The organism is Stenotrophomonas maltophilia (assembly GCF_013464485.1).
Lineage (GTDB): Bacteria > Pseudomonadota > Gammaproteobacteria > Xanthomonadales > Xanthomonadaceae > Stenotrophomonas > Stenotrophomonas maltophilia_AW.
Genome location: NZ_RAUX01000010.1, coordinates 43,515 through 59,221 on the forward strand (window position 1 = coordinate 43,515; position 15,707 = coordinate 59,221).

At 66.8% G+C, this 15,707-nt stretch carries 12 protein-coding genes and 1 pseudogene; 2 read left to right on the forward strand and 11 right to left on the reverse strand.

The features are described 5' to 3' along the window. Window positions 1-585, forward strand: a complete 585-nt coding sequence (locus D7Y61_RS04585; protein WP_180865288.1) for a DUF4124 domain-containing protein — start codon at window positions 1-3, stop codon at window positions 583-585. A 64-nt stretch (window positions 586-649) separates the two neighbouring features. On the opposite strand, the gene D7Y61_RS04590 is transcribed toward D7Y61_RS04585, so the two are convergent. From D7Y61_RS04590 to D7Y61_RS04600, 3 genes are all read right to left on the reverse strand, one after another. Beyond that, window positions 650-1,606, reverse strand: a complete 957-nt coding sequence (locus D7Y61_RS04590; protein ID WP_180865289.1) for a Nudix family hydrolase — start codon at window positions 1,604-1,606, stop codon at window positions 650-652. 113 nt (window positions 1,607-1,719) lie between these two features. Further along, complete coding sequence (secA, locus tag D7Y61_RS04595; RefSeq protein ID WP_180865290.1) at window positions 1,720-4,452, reverse strand: preprotein translocase subunit SecA; 2,733 nt, start codon at window positions 4,450-4,452, stop codon at window positions 1,720-1,722. Between the two features lie 237 nt (window positions 4,453-4,689). Next, the gene (locus D7Y61_RS04600) at window positions 4,690-5,646 is read right to left on the reverse strand and encodes a M23 family metallopeptidase (RefSeq protein WP_180865291.1); all 957 of its coding nucleotides are present in this window, start codon (window positions 5,644-5,646) and stop codon (window positions 4,690-4,692) included. A 12-nt stretch (window positions 5,647-5,658) separates the two neighbouring features. Here D7Y61_RS04600 and D7Y61_RS04605 point away from each other — a divergent pair, with 12 nt between their 5' ends. Then, window positions 5,659-6,108: a DUF721 domain-containing protein gene (locus tag D7Y61_RS04605; protein ID WP_032956682.1), complete on the forward strand. Its 450-nt coding sequence runs from the start codon at window positions 5,659-5,661 to the stop codon at window positions 6,106-6,108. Between the two features lie 282 nt (window positions 6,109-6,390). Here D7Y61_RS04605 and lpxC read toward each other — a convergent pair whose 3' ends face one another. The 8 genes and pseudogenes from lpxC to ftsW all read right to left on the reverse strand — a co-directional run bounded on the left by lpxC (window position 6,391) and on the right by ftsW (window position 15,707). Then, entirely contained in the window at window positions 6,391-7,302 is a 912-nt protein-coding gene (gene lpxC / locus D7Y61_RS04610) for a UDP-3-O-acyl-N-acetylglucosamine deacetylase (protein ID WP_004143722.1), read from the reverse strand. A 192-nt stretch (window positions 7,303-7,494) separates the two neighbouring features. Continuing rightward, window positions 7,495-8,730: a cell division protein FtsZ gene (gene ftsZ, locus D7Y61_RS04615; RefSeq protein WP_058980418.1), complete on the reverse strand. Its 1,236-nt coding sequence runs from the start codon at window positions 8,728-8,730 to the stop codon at window positions 7,495-7,497. A gap of 161 nt (window positions 8,731-8,891) precedes the next feature. After that, on the reverse strand, window positions 8,892-10,127 hold the full coding sequence (gene ftsA, locus D7Y61_RS04620) for a cell division protein FtsA (RefSeq protein WP_180865292.1): 1,236 nt from the start codon (window positions 10,125-10,127) through the stop codon (window positions 8,892-8,894). 68 nt (window positions 10,128-10,195) lie between these two features. After that, window positions 10,196-10,873, reverse strand: a pseudogene (locus D7Y61_RS04625) (cell division protein FtsQ/DivIB); the annotation flags it as partial. Beyond that, the gene (locus tag D7Y61_RS04630; RefSeq protein ID WP_180865294.1) at window positions 10,870-11,832 is read right to left on the reverse strand and encodes a D-alanine--D-alanine ligase; all 963 of its coding nucleotides are present in this window, start codon (window positions 11,830-11,832) and stop codon (window positions 10,870-10,872) included. The pseudogene D7Y61_RS04625 and the gene D7Y61_RS04630, both read right to left, overlap by 4 nt. Then, entirely contained in the window at window positions 11,829-13,265 is a 1,437-nt protein-coding gene (murC, locus tag D7Y61_RS04635; protein WP_180865295.1) for a UDP-N-acetylmuramate--L-alanine ligase, read from the reverse strand. Before murC ends, D7Y61_RS04630 begins: the two co-directional genes overlap by 4 nt. 40 nt (window positions 13,266-13,305) lie before the next feature. After that, complete coding sequence (gene murG / locus D7Y61_RS04640) at window positions 13,306-14,391, reverse strand: undecaprenyldiphospho-muramoylpentapeptide beta-N-acetylglucosaminyltransferase (RefSeq protein WP_180865296.1); 1,086 nt, start codon at window positions 14,389-14,391, stop codon at window positions 13,306-13,308. Continuing rightward, window positions 14,388-15,707, reverse strand: coding sequence for a putative lipid II flippase FtsW (gene ftsW, locus D7Y61_RS04645; RefSeq protein WP_180865297.1), 1,320 nt, complete (start codon window positions 15,705-15,707; stop codon window positions 14,388-14,390). The genes murG and ftsW overlap by 4 nt, the downstream gene beginning before the upstream one ends.

Consider the following 15,707-nt stretch of genomic DNA (forward strand, 5'->3'; position numbering starts at 1 on the left):
ATGATCCGCCTTTCCCTCCTGCTGGTGCTGTTGCCGCTGTGCGCGATGGCCCCTGTTGCCCATGCGCAGTCCCCGCGCCTGAACCGTTGCACCGATGCGCAGGGGCAGAGCGTCTACACCGACCGCCCCTGTGACAGCGTGGGCGCACGGTCACGGCTACCGCCGCCCGCCCCCACCGGCAACACCGCACCGCGCGACATCCTGGGTGCGCGCTGCCCGCGCCGGCTGAGCGAGCTCGTGGACGCATTGCGCAACGGCATCCTCAGCAACGACGTCAATCGGCTGTCTTCGCTGTACCTGTGGGGCGCGGTGTCCGACGCAGGCGCGCAGCGCATTCTCGGCCAGCTGGAATCGCTGGCACGGCGGCCGCTGGTGGATGTGGTGCCGGTGTATCCCTCACAGGCACTGCAGCAAACGCAGGATGAAGGTCAGAGCCCTGCTGCGCAGGGCTCTGACCCTGAGCCCGCAGTGGCGCGGCATCCAGTCGGCCTGCGCCTGGAGCAGACCTTGCCGGGTAGCGTGGCGCGTGCCTCTACGGTACTGGGGCTGCGGCGACAGTACGGGTGCTTCTGGATCACGTTGTGATCGCGGGCATCCATCCACGCATGGCGTGGATCTACCGATGGGGTCAGCGCCCCGCGTGCGCGCGTTACTCCGGCCACAGCCCGCGAATGGCCGCAATACCCTGCCCGCCGTGGCGACGCGCTTCGGCGATATGGCCGCTGCCCATGCCACCCAGTGCGTAGATCGGCAGTGACACCTGTGCACGCAGCTCGGCGAACGCATCCCACCCCAGCGGCACAGCCTCGGGATGACTGGCGGTGGCCTGCACCGGGCCCAGCACCGCGAAGTCACAGCCCAGCTGCTGTGCCGCCTGCAGCTGCTGCAGGTCATGGCAGGATGCGGCAACCAGCTGGCCTTCCGGTAGCGGACGCTGCGACAGTTTCAGCAACTGCTCGCTACCCAGATGTACGCCCACGCCCAATGCGCGTGCCAGCTCGATATCGCGGTTGAGCAGCCACTGCACGCCACTGCGGCGATGCGCACGCACAGCCTGCTCGACCATCGCCTGCCGCTGCGGATGCGCCGGCGGCAGGCGCAGCTGGATGCGCTGCCGGCCTGCCGCGACGGCGCGTTGCAGCTGGTCCTGCCAGCGCTGTACGCCACTGCCATCCTCGCCCGGTGCCGGGGTGATCAGGTAGCTGTCCGGTTGGCGCAGCGCGGCCACCACCGGCAGGTCTGCCGGCGGCATTGAATAGCGGCCCAGCTTGTCCGGCGCCACCCAGGTGATCGCCTGGCCTTCGCGCCCGCGTGGCGTGCCCTTCCAGCTGCGCACGTGGCGCACTTCCAGGGTCAGGTGCTTGTCCGGATAGCGCTGCGGCACGTCCATCAGCCACTCGCCGACATCGGCCTCGATGCCCAGTTCCTCGCGCAGTTCGCGCACCAGCGCCTGTTCGGAGGTCTCGCCGGATTCGCGCTTGCCGCCGGGAAACTCCCACAGCCCCGCCATGTCGCGGTTCTCTGTACGGCGGTTGAGCAGCACGCGGCCACGGGCGTCGGTGATGACGGCGGCCACAACGTGGATCGATCGGGTGGGGGAAGGCATGGATGAAGCATGCCCAGAACAGGGCGGCCCGCGCAATCTCGGATCCGGCCGGATCAGCCCTGCGAAACAGCCGCCATAAAAGAAGAGCCCCGCTTTCGCGGGGCTCTTCGGGGTCAGCTCAGCTGGCCGTGGCAGTGCTTGTACTTCTTGCCACTGCCGCACGGGCATGGATCGTTGCGGCCGATCTTCGGCTCGTCGCGCTGCACCTGTGCGATGCCCTGCTGGGCAGCCTGCACCTGCGCGGCTTCCTCGTCGGCGCTGTAGCCGCCCACGTCCTGGTGCTGGAACTGCGACTGGCTCAGGCGGGCTTCGGCCTGCTGGCGTTCGGCCGCTTCCAGCGCCTGCACTTCCTCGTCGCTGCGGATGCGCACGCGCGACAGCAGGGTCACCACTTCGCGCTTGACGTTTTCCAGCATGTCCGAGAACAGCTCGAAGGCTTCCTTCTTGTATTCCTGCTTCGGCTGCTTCTGCGCATAACCGCGCAGGTAGATGCCCTGGCGCAGGTAATCCATGCGGGCCAGGTGCTCCTTCCAGCTCTGGTCCAGCACGGTCAGCATCACGTGCTTCTCCAGCGCGCGCATGGTCTCTTCGCCCACGCCGGCTTCCTTCTCGGCGAAGTGCTGGTTGACGCGCTCCTGCACCTTGGCGGCGATGGCTTCGGCGTCCAGCTCTTCGTGCGACTTGACCAGGTCGGTCAGCGACATCTGCAGGCCGAAGTCCGACTCCAGGGTCGCTTCCAGGCCACGCAGGTCCCACTGCTCGTCGATCGAATTCGGCGGCACGAAGCGGGCCACCACGTCGAAGATCACGTCGTCGCGGATGCCATCGACGTTGTCCTTCACCGATTCGGCGTCCAGCAGTTCGTCGCGCTGGGCGTAGATCACCTTGCGCTGGTCGTTGTTGACGTCGTCGAAGTCCAGCAGGTTCTTGCGGATGTCGAAGTTGTGGGCCTCGACCTTGCGCTGCGCCTTCTCGATCTGGCGGCTGACCAGGCGGTCCTCGATGACGTCGTCTTCCTTCATGCCCATCATGCGCATGGCCTTCTGCACCCAGTCGGAGGCGAAGATGCGCATCAGGTTGTCTTCCAGCGACAGGTAGAAGCGGGACGAACCCGGGTCACCCTGGCGGCCCGAACGGCCACGCAGCTGGTTGTCGATACGGCGCGACTCGTGGCGCTCGGTACCGACGATGTGCAGGCCGCCGGCAGCCTTGACCGCCTCGTGGCGCTTCTGCCAGTCGGCCTTGACCGCGGCCTTCTGCTCATCGGTCGCGCCTTCGCCCAGCTCGTGGATTTCCGCTTCCAGCGAACCGCCCAGCACGATGTCGGTACCGCGGCCGGCCATGTTGGTGGCGATGGTCACCGCCGCCGGACGGCCGGCATTGGCGACGATGGTCGCTTCGCGGTCATGCTGCTTGGCGTTGAGCACTTCGTGCTTCACGCCCGCCTTGCGCAGGTGCTCGGACAGCATTTCCGAGGTTTCGATCGAGGTGGTACCCACCAGCACCGGCTGGCCACGCTTGGCGCACTCTTCGATGTCCGCCAGCACCGCATTGAACTTGCCCTTGCGGTTGAGGAACACCTGGTCCGGGCTGTCCTTGCGGATGGTCGGGCGGTTGGTCGGGATCACAACCACTTCCAGGCCATAGATGCTCTGGAACTCGAACGCTTCGGTATCAGCCGTACCGGTCATGCCGGACAGCTTCTTGTACATGCGGAACAGGTTCTGGAAAGTGATGCTCGCCAGCGTCTGGTTCTCGCGCTGGACCGGCACACCTTCCTTCGCTTCCACGGCCTGGTGCAGGCCATCGGACCAGCGGCGGCCGGACAGGGTACGGCCGGTGAACTCATCGACGATGACCACTTCGCCATCGCGCACGATGTAGTCCACGTCACGCTGGTAGATCGCGTGCGCGCGCAGTGCGGCGTTGAGGTGGTGGACCACGGTCAGGTTCTGCGGTGCATACAGGCCTTCGGTCTCGCCGTCGAGGATGCCGGCCTCGACCAGCAGCTGCTCGGCGTGCTCCATGCCCGCTTCGGACAGGTGCACCTGCTTGCCCTTCTCGTCGACCCAGAAGTCGCCTTCGCCGTCTTCCGCTTCCTGCTTGACCAGGTTCGGCACGACGCGGTTGACACGGATGTACAGCTCCGGGGAATCATCGGCCGGGCCGGAGATGATCAGCGGGGTACGCGCTTCGTCGATCAGGATGGAGTCGACTTCGTCGACGATGGCGTAGTGCAGGCCGCGCTGGTAGCGGTCGGCCTTGGACAGCGCCATGTTGTCGCGCAGGTAGTCGAAGCCGAATTCGTTGTTGGTGCCGTAGGTGATGTCCGAGGCGTAGGCTTCGCGCTTGTCGCTGTGCGGCATGCCCGGGTAGACCACGCCCACGCTCAGGCCCAGCCAGTTGTACAGCTTGCCCATCTGCGCGGCGTCGCGGCGCGCCAGATAGTCGTTCACGGTGACCACATGCACGCCCTTGCCTTCCAGCGCGTTGAGGTACACCGGCAGGGTTGCCACCAGGGTCTTGCCTTCACCGGTGCGCATTTCTGCGATCTTGCCCAGGTGAAGCACCATGCCGCCGATCAGCTGCACGTCGTAATGGCGCATGCCCAGCACGCGGCGGCCGGCTTCGCGGCAGACCGCAAACGCTTCCGGCAGCACCTTGTCCAGGGCTTCACCATCGGCGATGCGCTGCTTGAACTCCGGCGTCTTGGCCTGAAGCTGCTCGTCGGAAAGCTTCTCGATCTCCGGCTCCAGCGCATTGATCTTGGCGACGATGCGGTTGAGCTGGCGCAGCTGTCGTTCGTTACGACTGCCAAATACGCGGGTAAGCAGGCTGTTGATCATTGAAGGAACCGGGTTGGATGGACACGACGCCCGGCCTCCCCCTTGGGATCCGTCCGCCGCAAACGAAACAGGGCGCCTGGCGCCCTGTCGATGGCAACACCCATTGTAGCTTGGGACGGCCGGCTGAGGTTTCAAGCGCCGATCCGGTCGCGATCGCCCCGGATTCGGCAAAGAAACACAGATGCGGGGTCGAATCCCTTTCGCCACGGCGAATGGGATCCCCCCCCGGACCGGGGATCAGCCGCGGCTGACGCGGCCGACCGGCGTGTTGCCGCCGTCGCCGAGGAACTTGCGCGGGTTGACCACGTTGCCGTTCTCCCACACCTCGAAGTGCACGTGGGCGCCAGTCGAACGACCGGTGGAACCGGCCTTGGCCACTTCCTGCCCGGCGCGGACCAGGTCGCCGACCTTCACCACCAGGCGCGAATTGTGTGCGTAGCGGGTGACATAACCATTGCCGTGGTCGACGTCGACCACATTGCCGTAGCCGCCCTTCACGCCGGAGAAGCTGACCACGCCTTCGGCCACGGCCATCACCGGGTCACCGACCTTGGCGTGGAAATCCATGCCCTTGTGGGTGGCGGCACCGCGGCCGAACGGATCGGCACGGGTGCCGAAGCCGGAGGTCACGTAGCTGTTGCGGATCGGCATGCGCGAGGGCACGGCGTTCTGCTGCAGCTGGTGGTCGAACATCAGCGATTCCATCACCGACAACTGACGGCCTGAAGCAGCGAAGCGCTGCTCCAGCACCTGTAAGTCGGCGTTGACGTCCTTGACCGGGATGTCGCTGGTCGGGCCGCCGGCATCGCCATCACCGAGGCCGGGGGTCTCGTTGAAGTCGAATTCGCCGTCTTCCAGCTTGCCCATCTGGGTCAGCCGTTCGCCAAGGGCGTTGAGGCGGGTGGCCTGCGCCTGCAGCTCGCCGAGGCGGGCCGCCAGTGCGTTGACCTGGGTCTGCGCATCGCGCTTGACCTTGGCCAGCTCCGCGTCCTGGCGCTCGACCTTGGCCTGCAGGCGGGAATCATTCAGCGCGCTGGCGCCAATGCCGCCAGCAAGGCCGATAATGCAGCCTACCCCGAGCACGCTGCCCAGCAGGGCGCGGGGGCGGTCCTCGAAATAGAACCGCAAACGCGTGATCGGCGACGATTTGGCCTGTCCTTCACGCGTTTTGATTACGATCTTTTTGAATGCCATCAGTGAGTTTTCATGTCTGAGCCGAAATCCAGCGTTCGCCCCGCGTCAGTGCCGAAACCGGCGCTGGATGCGGTGATGGCGGACAAAAGCGGGAACCCGCTGCGGCGTGCCTTGTGGCTCGACGCGCTGGACCGTCAGTTGCGCCCCCAGTTGCCGCCACCTCTGCGCAGCCGTTGCCGGCTGGCCAATGTGGACGGGGAACACCTCGTTTTTCTCGTCGAGTCCCCGGTCTGGCATGCCAAGTTGCGGCTTGCCGAAGCCCAGTTGCTCGACGCGGCCCGTTCCATCGGGCTGAAGGCCACCAGGGTGACCATCAAGACTGCGTCCACCACTCCCTCACGCTCCCCAGCGATCGACAACCGGAATGGCCCCCACGCAGTTTCAGCCGCCACGCACAAAGGGCTACGCGACGCCTTGGCTTGCCTGCAGGACGTTCCTTCGAAGCCGAAGAAGCGGTCCTGACGACAACGGAGCATCCGGCTCCGCTCCCCGTCGCACGTGTCACCACGGCGTGAAACATTTCGGGGGCCGGGTCGCATCCTAGCTGCCATCCGGGGGCCTGTCGTTAGATTGTTGTTAAAACGACGTTAAATTCAGGCTTCCGATCCAACAGGTTCACAAAACCGTGACTTCGAACCAGCCTTGATGGCCGTCAAGCATGCTGAATGCGATGCGGGTTCCAGAAACGACAACGCCGCCCTTGAAGGCGGCGCATTTATCTTTAATTTCAATAAGTTACATGAATCAGGCGTAGGCCGGGGTGGCGTATTCGACCGGGTCCGGCGTGGCCGGCGAATCGAAGCTGACCCATTCCCAGGCCGTGGCGTCGGCCATCAGCGCGCGCACCAGCTTGTTGTTGAGCGCGTGGCCGGACTTGAAGCCCTCGTAGGCGCCCAGCACCTGGCCACCGGCCAGATAAAGGTCGCCGATCGCGTCGAGGATCTTGTGGCGCACGAATTCGTCGGCGTAGCGCAGGCCGTCTTCGTTGAGCACACGGAACTCGTCCAGCACGATGGCGTTGTCCATCGAACCGCCCAGGCCCAGGTTGCGCTCGCGCATGTACTCCAGGTCGCGCATGAAGCCGAAGGTGCGCGCGCGGGAGATTTCCTTGGTGTAGGCCAGCGTCGAGAACTCGATTTCCTGGCGCGACTGCTTGGCCGGGATCATCGGGTGGTCGAACTGGATGGTGAAGCCCAGCTTGTAGCCCTCGTACGGAGTGAAGCGGGCCACCTTGTCGCCCTCGGTCACTTCCACGGTCTTCAGCACGCGGATGAAGCGCTTGGGCGCATCCTGTTCCACGATGCCCGCCGACTGCAGCAGGAACACGAACGGGCCGGCCGAACCGTCCATGATCGGGAGCTCGGCCGAGGACAGTTCGACGATGATGTTGTCCACACCCAGGCCGGCCAGCGCCGACATCAGGTGTTCGACGGTCTGGATCTTGGCGTCGTTGCAGGTCAGGCCGGTGCACAGGGTCACTTCGGTGACCAGCTCGGCCTTGGCCGGCACTTCCACCACCGGGTCCAGGTCCACGCGGCGGAACACGATGCCATGGTTGACCGGTGCCGGGCGCAGGGTCATGTAGACCTTGTCACCGCTGTGCAGGCCAACGCCGGTGGCGCGGATCGTGTTCTTGAGGGTGCGTTGCTGGATCATGGGGGATGGACCGGAAGTGACACATTAGATTAACACGCACGGCCCCCTACCCCGGCTGAAAGGCAGGCAGGACACACCGGCGCGCCAAAGGGACGCACATGAAGCAGGGCGGCCGGGCCCATCCTGGCCCGGCGCCCGCGTTTTCAGGACATGGTGGCGCAACCCGGGGAGGACAACCCCGGGCCGCCCCGCTTAGTCCGCCTGGCGGCGCAGGAACGCCGGGATGTCCAGGTAATCGTTCGGCAGTTCCGCCGCGGCCGGGGCCGAGGAGGACGGCGCCGACGGAGCCGAAGCCGCCGCGGTATCGCTGCTGGCGCGACGCAGGCCCAGGCCCATGCCGCCGACGGCCTTGGACACGGCGTCGCCGCCGTTGTCGAAGTCGCCGAATTCCGGCTGGCCGGTGGTGGCGTTGCGGACCAGCTTGATCGGCGCGCGCTCGCCCGGACGCTGGGTCTTGCTGGCCGACACGCGGTTCAGGCCGGTGGCGACCACGGTCACGCGCACCTCGTCCTGCATGTCCGGGTCGAGCACGGTGCCGACCACCACGGTGGCGTCTTCGGAAGCGAAGCCATCGATGGTGCGGCCGATCTCGTCGAACTCGGCCATGGTGAAGTCGGCGCCGGCGGTGATGTTGACCAGGATGCCGTTGGCACCGGCCAGGTTCACATCGTCCAGCAGCGGGTTCTGGATCGCGGCTTCAGCAGCGGCCTGGGCACGGTCATCACCACGGGCGGTGCCGGTACCCATCATCGCCAGGCCCATTTCGGACATGACGGTGCGCACGTCGGCGAAGTCGACGTTGATCAGGCCCGGACGCACGATCAGGTCGGCGATGCCCTGCACGGCGCCCTGCAGCACGTCGTTGGCGGCACGGAAGGCCTGGATCATGGTCGCGTTGCGGCCCAGCACGGTGATCAGCTTCTCGTTCGGGATGGTGATCAGCGAGTCGCAGTGCTGGCTCAGTTCCTCGATGCCCTTCAGCGCCACCTGCATGCGGCGACGGCCTTCGAACGGGAACGGCTTGGTGACCACGGCCACGGTCAGGATGCCCATTTCCTTGGCCAGCTGCGCCACCACCGGTGCAGCGCCGGTGCCGGTGCCACCGCCCATGCCGGCAGTGATGAACACCATGTCCGCGCCCTGCAGGGCGTCCATGATGCGCTCACGGTCTTCCAGCGCGGCCTGGCGGCCGACTTCCGGGTTCGCGCCTGCGCCCAGGCCCTTGGTCACGTTGGTACCCAGCTGCAGCTGCAGCTTGGCACCGCAATTCTTGATGGCCTGCGAGTCGGTGTTGGCGGTGATGAATTCCACGCCATCCACTGCCGAGTTGACCATGTGCGCCACGGCATTGCCGCCGCCGCCGCCCACGCCAACCACCTTGATCACCGCATTGGGTGCCATCTTTTCGATCAGTTCAAAATGCGCCATGTCCGTGTCCTCGTTGTATCCGCTTTGGCTGGCATGGGCATTCGGGCGTCCTGCCGTCCTGCTGCATGCCTGCGTTGCGGCTGTGTGGGTTGTGTGTTGCGTTGTTGCGTCGTGTTGCCGGTGTTGCTGCCGGGGGTCACCCGGGTGTTGCCGGTTCCGCGTCAGAACTCGCCGCGGAACCAGGTCTTGAGTTTCTTGAACATGCTTCCAGCGCGCCCGGTGGGCAGCGACGGCCGCCGCGGGTGCTCGATCTGGCTGCCCATCAGCAGCAGGCCCACGCCGGTGGCGTGCACCGGGTTGCCCACCACTTCGCCCAGGCCGGTAACGTGCTGCGGGATGCCCACACGCACCGGCATCTGCAGCATTTCCTCGGCCAGCTCGACCACGCCTTCCATCTTCGAAGCACCACCGGTCAGCACCATGCCGGCGCGCACCAGCCCCTCGAAGCCGGAGCGGCGCAGTTCGGCCTGCACCATCTCGAAGATCTCCTCGTAACGGCCCTGCACCGCCTGCGCCAGCGAATGGCGCGGCATGCGGCGCGGCGGGCGGTCGCCCACCGACGGCACCTGGATGCTTTCCTCGGCGGTGGCCAGCTGGGCCAGGGCGCAGGCGTAGCGCACCTTGATCTGCTCGGCTTCCGGGGTGGGCGTGCGCAGCATGTGCGCGATGTCGTTGGTCACGTGATCGCCCGCGATCGGCAGCGAGGCCGTGTGGCAGATCGCGCCCTGCACGAACACGGCGATATCGGTGGTGCCGGCGCCCATGTCGACCAGCACCACGCCCAGCTCGCGCTCGTCGGCGGTCAGCACGGCCACGCTGGAGGCCAGCGAGGACAGCACCAGGTCATCCACCTGCAGGCCGCAGCGCTGCACGCACTTGCTGATGTTGGCCGCGGCCGACTGCGCGCACACCACCAGGTGCGCATGCACCTCCAGGCGCACGCCGGTCATGCCGACCGGGTTGCGAATGCCTTCCTGCGAGTCGTCCAGCACGTACTCGCGCGGGATCGCGTGCAGGATCTTCTGGTCGGCCGGAATCGCCACCGCCTTGGCCGCATCGAGCACGCGATCCAGGTCGCCCCAGGTCACTTCCCCGTCGCGGATCGGCACGATGCCCGGCGAGTTCTTGCACTGCACGTGGTTGCCGGAGATCGAGGCGTACACCGAGCGGATCTCGCAGCCGGCCATCAGCTCGGCTTCTTCCACCGCGCGCTGGATCGACTGCACGGTCGATTCGATGTCCACCACCACGCCGCGCTTCAAACCGCGCGACTCATGCGAGCCGATGCCGATCACTTCGATCGGGTTGCCCGGCGAATACTCGCCCACCAGCGCCACCACCTTGGAGGTGCCGATGTCCAGGCCAACGATCAGCGATTTGTCACCCTTGCGATTCATGTCCTTTCCTGCGTCCTGCTGGCCGAGGTCGCCGGCGTTTTCGCCGGCGTGGCCGGGGTACCCCAGCTCAGCGTGAAACCATTGGTGTAACGGAGGTCGGCGCGCTCGATCGGCGCGTCCTGGCGGTTCAGCTGCGGCAGCACTTTGACGAAGCGCTGCATGCGCGAGCGCGCGTCGTCACGGCCCACCACCACTTCAGTGCCGTTGCTCAGCACCAGCGACCAGCTGCCGCGTGCATCCATCGTCACCCGGCGCACATCGACGCCGGCCGGTGCGAACAATGCACGCGAGTCGCTGTACAGCTTCATCACTTCTTCGGTCTGGCTGTCCGGACCGTCCAGTTCAGGCAGCGCCAGGTCGGCCAGCTTCTTCGGCGTGGGGAACAGCTTGCCCTGCTCGGAGACCAGGCGATCGTTGCCCCAGCGCGCGAATGGCTTGTGCTCGACCAGGGTCACTTCCAGCACATCCGGCCACTGCTTGCGTACCCGCGCGCTTTCCACCCACGGCAGTTTTTCCAGTGCGTCCTGGGCATCCTGCAGCTTGACCGCGAAGAACCCGGCGCGCGCATACGGCAGCAGCACCTGCTGCAGCTGTTCGGCCGGTACACGCTTGAACTCACCATGCACGCGCAGCTTCGCCAGCGGCCAGCGCTCGGCGCCGACCCAGCCATTGACCACGGCCACCACCGGCAGTGCAACCACCGACAGCGCCAACAGCCAGACGAAGATGCGCAGCACCGCGTTCATGCGTGCGGGGCCTCCAGGGTCTGTTCCAGCACGCGCCACACCAGCTCTTCGAAGCTGATGCCGGCCTGGCCGGCCGCCTTGGGCACCAGCGAATGGCTGGTCATGCCCGGCGCGGTGTTCACTTCCAGCAGGAAGAAGCGACCGCTGCTGCGATCACGCATGACATCCACGCGGCCCCAGCCACGGCAACCGGCAGCACGGAACGCGGCCAGCGCGATGCGCCGGATCTCGTCTTCGTCCTCACCGTCCAGGCCCGGGCACAGGTACTGGGTGTCCTCGGCGATGTACTTGGCGTTGTAGTCGTACCACTGACCCTTGGGCACGATGCGGATCGACGGCAGCGCAACATTGCCGAGGATAGCCACGGTCAGTTCGTCGCCCACCACCATCTGCTCCATCAGCAGCTGGCCGTCGTAGCGCGCGGCCAGCGCCACGGCCTCATCCAGACCGGCGTCGTCGGTGACCCGGCTGATGCCTACGCTTGAGCCTTCGTTGGCCGGCTTCACCACCACCGGCAGGCCCAGTTCGGCCGCCAGCGCATGCACGTTCGACGCGTCGACCTTCCGGTACTGCGGGGTCGGCAGGCCCAGCGACAGCCACACCTGCTTGGTGCGGATCTTGTCCATGCTCAGCGCCGAACCCAGCACGCCCGAACCGGTGTACGGCACGCCGAAGGCATCCATCAGGCCCTGCACGATGCCGTCCTCACCGCCACCGTTGTGGCCGTGCAGGATGTTGAACACGCGGTCGATGCCGCCAGCGGCCAGCGCCTTGGCCAGCGCCGGGATGCCGTCCACGGCGAACGCATCGACGCCACGTGACTGCAGGGCTTCCAACACGTTGCGGCCGGAGTCCAGCGACACTTCGCGCTCGCTGGAGCTGCCGCCCAGCAGCACGGCGACGCGGCCGAACACGGCCGGGTCGGTCACGCGCAGCGGCGGGAAGGTCAGCGTGCTCACGCTTCACCCTCCGCCTTGAAACCTTCCACGGCGATGTGGCTTGCGACAGCGCCAATATCGCCCGCCCCCATCATCAGCAGCAGGTCACCGTCCTGCAGCACGTCCGGCAGTACGCTGGCCAGTTCGGCGGCCTTGCCCACCACCACCGGCTCGCTGCGGCCGCGCGCACGGATGGCCCGGGCCAGCGCGTGCGAATCGGCACCGGCAATCGGTTCCTCACCGGCCGGGTAGACCTCGCTCAGCACCAGCGCATCGACGCTGGACAGCACGGCGGCAAACTTGTCGAACTGGTCGCGGGTTCGGCTGTAGCGGTGTGGCTGGAAGGCCACCACCAGGCGCTTGTCGGCCCAGCCACCACGGGCGGCGGCGAACACGGCTTCCAGCTCGCTCGGGTGATGACCGTAGTCATCGATGATGCGGACCTTGGCACCGCTGGCGGTGGTCACTTCGCCCAGGTCATTGAAGCGACGGCCCACGCCGGCGAAGCTTTCCAGCGCGCGTGCGATGGCGTCCGGGGCCACGCCCAGCTGCCAGCCCACTGCGGCGGCGGCCAATGCGTTCAGCACGTTGTGCCTGCCCGGCAGCGCCAGCACCACTTCCTGGCTGGTGCCCTGCGGCAGGCGCAGGGTGAAGCGCATGCGCGAGCCTTCCTGCACCACGTTCTCCGCGCGCACATCCGCCTGCGGGCTCATGCCGTAGCTCATCACGTGGCGCGGGGTCTTGGCGGCCAGTGCGGCCACTTCCGGGTCATCGATGCACAGCACCGCCAGGCCGTAGAACGGCAGGCGCTGCAGGAACTCGGCGAATGCGGCCTGCACGCGGGCGAAGTCGTTGCCGTAGTTCTCCAGGTGGTCCGCATCGATGTTGGTGATGATCGACATCAGCGGGTTCAGGCGCAGGAAGCTGCCATCGCTTTCGTCGGCCTCGGCCACCAGCCACTGCCCACCGCCCAGCTTGGCGTTGGCACCGGCGGCCAGCAGCTGGCCACCGATCACGAAGGTCGGGTCCAGGCCGCCTTCGCTCAGCACCGCAGCGGTCAGGCTGGTGGTGGTGGTCTTGCCATGGGTACCGGCCACGGCGATGCCGCGGCGGAAACGCATCAGCTCGGCCAGCATCGCTGCGCGCGGCATGATCGGAATGCGCTGGCTGCGCGCTTCCATCAGTTCCGGGTTGTCTTCACGGATGGCACTGGAGACCACCACGCAGTCGGTGCCCAGCACGTTGGCCGCAGAGTGGCCGCGCATGATGCGCGCACCCAGGCTGGCCAGGCGGCGGGTCGCCACGTTGTCGGCGTTGTCCGAACCGGACACTTCATAGCCCAGCGTCAGCATCACTTCGGCGATACCGCTCATGCCGGTGCCGCCGATGCCGACGAAATGCACGCGCGGGAATGCGCGCACCAGATCGTTGGTGTCGTGCAGGCGACGGATCATGCGCGGCCTCGTGCAGGGCAGGCGCGGTGGCATGCCTTCTTCATACAGCTTCCTCAAGAATGATATCGGCGATGCGCTCGGCGGCATCGACCTTGGCCAGGGCACGCGCGGCTTGCGCCATCTGCATGCGGCGGGCGGGATTTTCGGACAGATCGCGCAGCAGTGCGGCAATGCCGTCGGCCAGCGTTCCGTCCTGCTTCAGCAACACCGCCGCGCCGCGCTCGACCAGGTACTCCGCATTGCGGGTCTGGTGATCGTCGACGGCAGCGGGGAATGGCACCAGCACGCTGCCGACACCGACCGCGCACAGCTCGGCCAGGGTCGACGCACCGGCACGGCACACGACCAGATCGGCCCAGGCGAACGCCTCGGCCATGTCGGCGATGAACGGGGTGATTTCAGCCTGCACGCCGGCCTTGGCATACGCCTCGACCGCTTCGGCATGCAGCTTCTCGCCGCTCTGGTGGCGCACCTGCACCGGCACCGCGGCGCCCATCGCAGCGATGGCCTGCGGCACGCCGGTGTTGAGTGCACGCGCGCCCTGGCTGCCACCCACCACCAGCACGCGCAGCGGACCCTGACGGTCGGCGAAGCGCTGTTCCGGCGGTGCGATGGCGGCGATCTCCGCACGCACCGGATTGCCGACGAACTCCTCGCGCTTGGAGAAGGTGCCCGGGAAACCGGTCAGCAGCCGGCGCGCATAGCGCGACAGGATGCGATTGGTCAGGCCCGGTGCGCGGTTCTGCTCATGCACGATCAGCGGCAGACCATGCAGACGCGTGGCCATGCCACCGGGGCCGGAGGCGAATCCACCGAAGGCCACCACCGCACGCGGCTGGCGCTTGCGGATGATCATGCCGGCCGCGCGCAGCGCGCGCATCAACCGCCACGGCGCGCCCAGAAGGGCCAGCTTGCCCTTGCCGCGCAGTCCGGTGATGGCCAGCGTGTCGATCGCGATGTCGTGCTGCGGCACCAGGCGGGTTTCCATCGCGCCGTCGGCGCCCATCCAGGTCACCGGCACGCCACGCTCGCGCAGCACGCGGGCCACGGCCAGGCCGGGGAAGATGTGACCGCCGGTACCACCGGCCAGGATCATTACCGGACGGGCGTTGGAAGCGCTGCTCATGACAGCCTCCCGAAAGTCGGTTCGATGCGCGACTGCAGGCGGCTGGTGCCACGCGCAGCGTTCGGCGCAGCGGCAGCCACCGGCTCAGCGCTCATCGGCACGCTGGCGGCCACCGGTGCGGACGGCGGGTCGGTCGGCTCGGCAGCGGCGTCCTCGGCACCACCGATGCGGACGGCCTGGCGGCGCTCGGCGCGCTTGAGTTCATAGGACACGCGCAGCAGCAGGCCCATCGCCACGCAGGTCATCAGCACCGACGAGCCGCCGGAGGAGATCAGCGGCAGGGTCAGGCCCTTGGTCGGCAGGATGCCCAGATTCACGCCGATCGAAACGAAGGTCTGCATGCTGATCCACAGGCCGATGCCGAAGGCGATGTAGCCGGAGAAGTGGCGCTTCATTTCCACGCAGCGCATGCCCAGCCAGAAGGTGCGGCCCACCAGCAGCGCGTACAGGGCCACGATCACGCAGGTGCCCAGGAAGCCGAATTCCTCGGCGGTGACCGAGAAGATGAAGTCGGTGTGCGCTTCGGGCAGGTAGTACAGCTTCTGCACCGAGTTGCCCAGGCCGACGCCGGTCCACTCACCACGGCCCACCGCCATCAGCGCGTTGGACAGCTGGTAGCCGTCGCCCTGCTGGTCGGCCCATGGATCCAGGAAGGAGGTGATGCGGCGCATGCGGTACGGCTCGATGATCGCCAGCGCGCTCATGCCGACCAGGCCGATGATCACCGGCATCGACATGCGCGGCATGTTCACCCCGCCCAACACCAGCATGCCGGCGGTGATCGCCAGCAGCAGGGTGGACGAACCGAAGTCGGGCTGCAGCAGCAGCAGCACCACCAGCGCACCGGCAACGCCCAGCGGCTTGAGCATCGCCGGCCAGGTCGCGTTGACTTCGTCGCGGAAGCGCACCAGGTAGCTGGACAGCCACACGATGTAGAGCACCTTCACCGCTTCGACCGTCTGGAACTTGGAGATGCCCAGGTTGATCCAGCGACGCGCACCGTTGACGGTGCTGCCCAGGCCGGGCATGAACACAGCCAGCAGCAGCACGAAGCAGCCCAGCAGCAGCATCTGGTTGTACTGCTCGATGGACTTCAGCTCGGTGCGGGCGGCGATGACCGCCAGCACGATACCCACCGCCAGGAAGATCAGGTGGCGGTTGAGGTAGTAGAACGGACTGCTCATCAAGGCGATCGAGCTGGACGCCACCATCACCACGCCCACGCCGGTGAGCGCGATGATCGCGCCCAGCAGCCACTTGTCGTAGCTGCCTTCGATGGCTTCAAGGCGTGTTGCCTGGCGGGACAGGTCGTTCAT

What these genes read in the sequence shown, in the direction of transcription:
- D7Y61_RS04585 (WP_180865288.1), top strand. Translation starts at nt 1, where the DNA reads ATGATCCGCCTTTCCCTCCTGCTGGTGCTGTTGCCGCTGTGCGCGATG.
- D7Y61_RS04590 (WP_180865289.1), bottom strand. Translation starts at nt 1,606, where the DNA reads ATGCCTTCCCCCACCCGATCGATCCACGTTGTGGCCGCCGTCATCACC.
- secA (WP_180865290.1), bottom strand. Translation starts at nt 4,452, where the DNA reads ATGATCAACAGCCTGCTTACCCGCGTATTTGGCAGTCGTAACGAACGA.
- D7Y61_RS04600 (WP_180865291.1), bottom strand. Translation starts at nt 5,646, where the DNA reads ATGGCATTCAAAAAGATCGTAATCAAAACGCGTGAAGGACAGGCCAAA.
- D7Y61_RS04605 (WP_032956682.1), top strand. Translation starts at nt 5,659, where the DNA reads ATGTCTGAGCCGAAATCCAGCGTTCGCCCCGCGTCAGTGCCGAAACCG.
- lpxC (WP_004143722.1), bottom strand. Translation starts at nt 7,302, where the DNA reads ATGATCCAGCAACGCACCCTCAAGAACACGATCCGCGCCACCGGCGTT.
- ftsZ (WP_058980418.1), bottom strand. Translation starts at nt 8,730, where the DNA reads ATGGCGCATTTTGAACTGATCGAAAAGATGGCACCCAATGCGGTGATC.
- ftsA (WP_180865292.1), bottom strand. Translation starts at nt 10,127, where the DNA reads ATGAATCGCAAGGGTGACAAATCGCTGATCGTTGGCCTGGACATCGGC.
- murC (WP_180865295.1), bottom strand. Translation starts at nt 13,265, where the DNA reads ATGATCCGTCGCCTGCACGACACCAACGATCTGGTGCGCGCATTCCCG.
- murG (WP_180865296.1), bottom strand. Translation starts at nt 14,391, where the DNA reads ATGAGCAGCGCTTCCAACGCCCGTCCGGTAATGATCCTGGCCGGTGGT.
- ftsW (WP_180865297.1), bottom strand. Translation starts at nt 15,707, where the DNA reads ATGAACGACCTGTCCCGCCAGGCAACACGCCTTGAAGCCATCGAAGGC.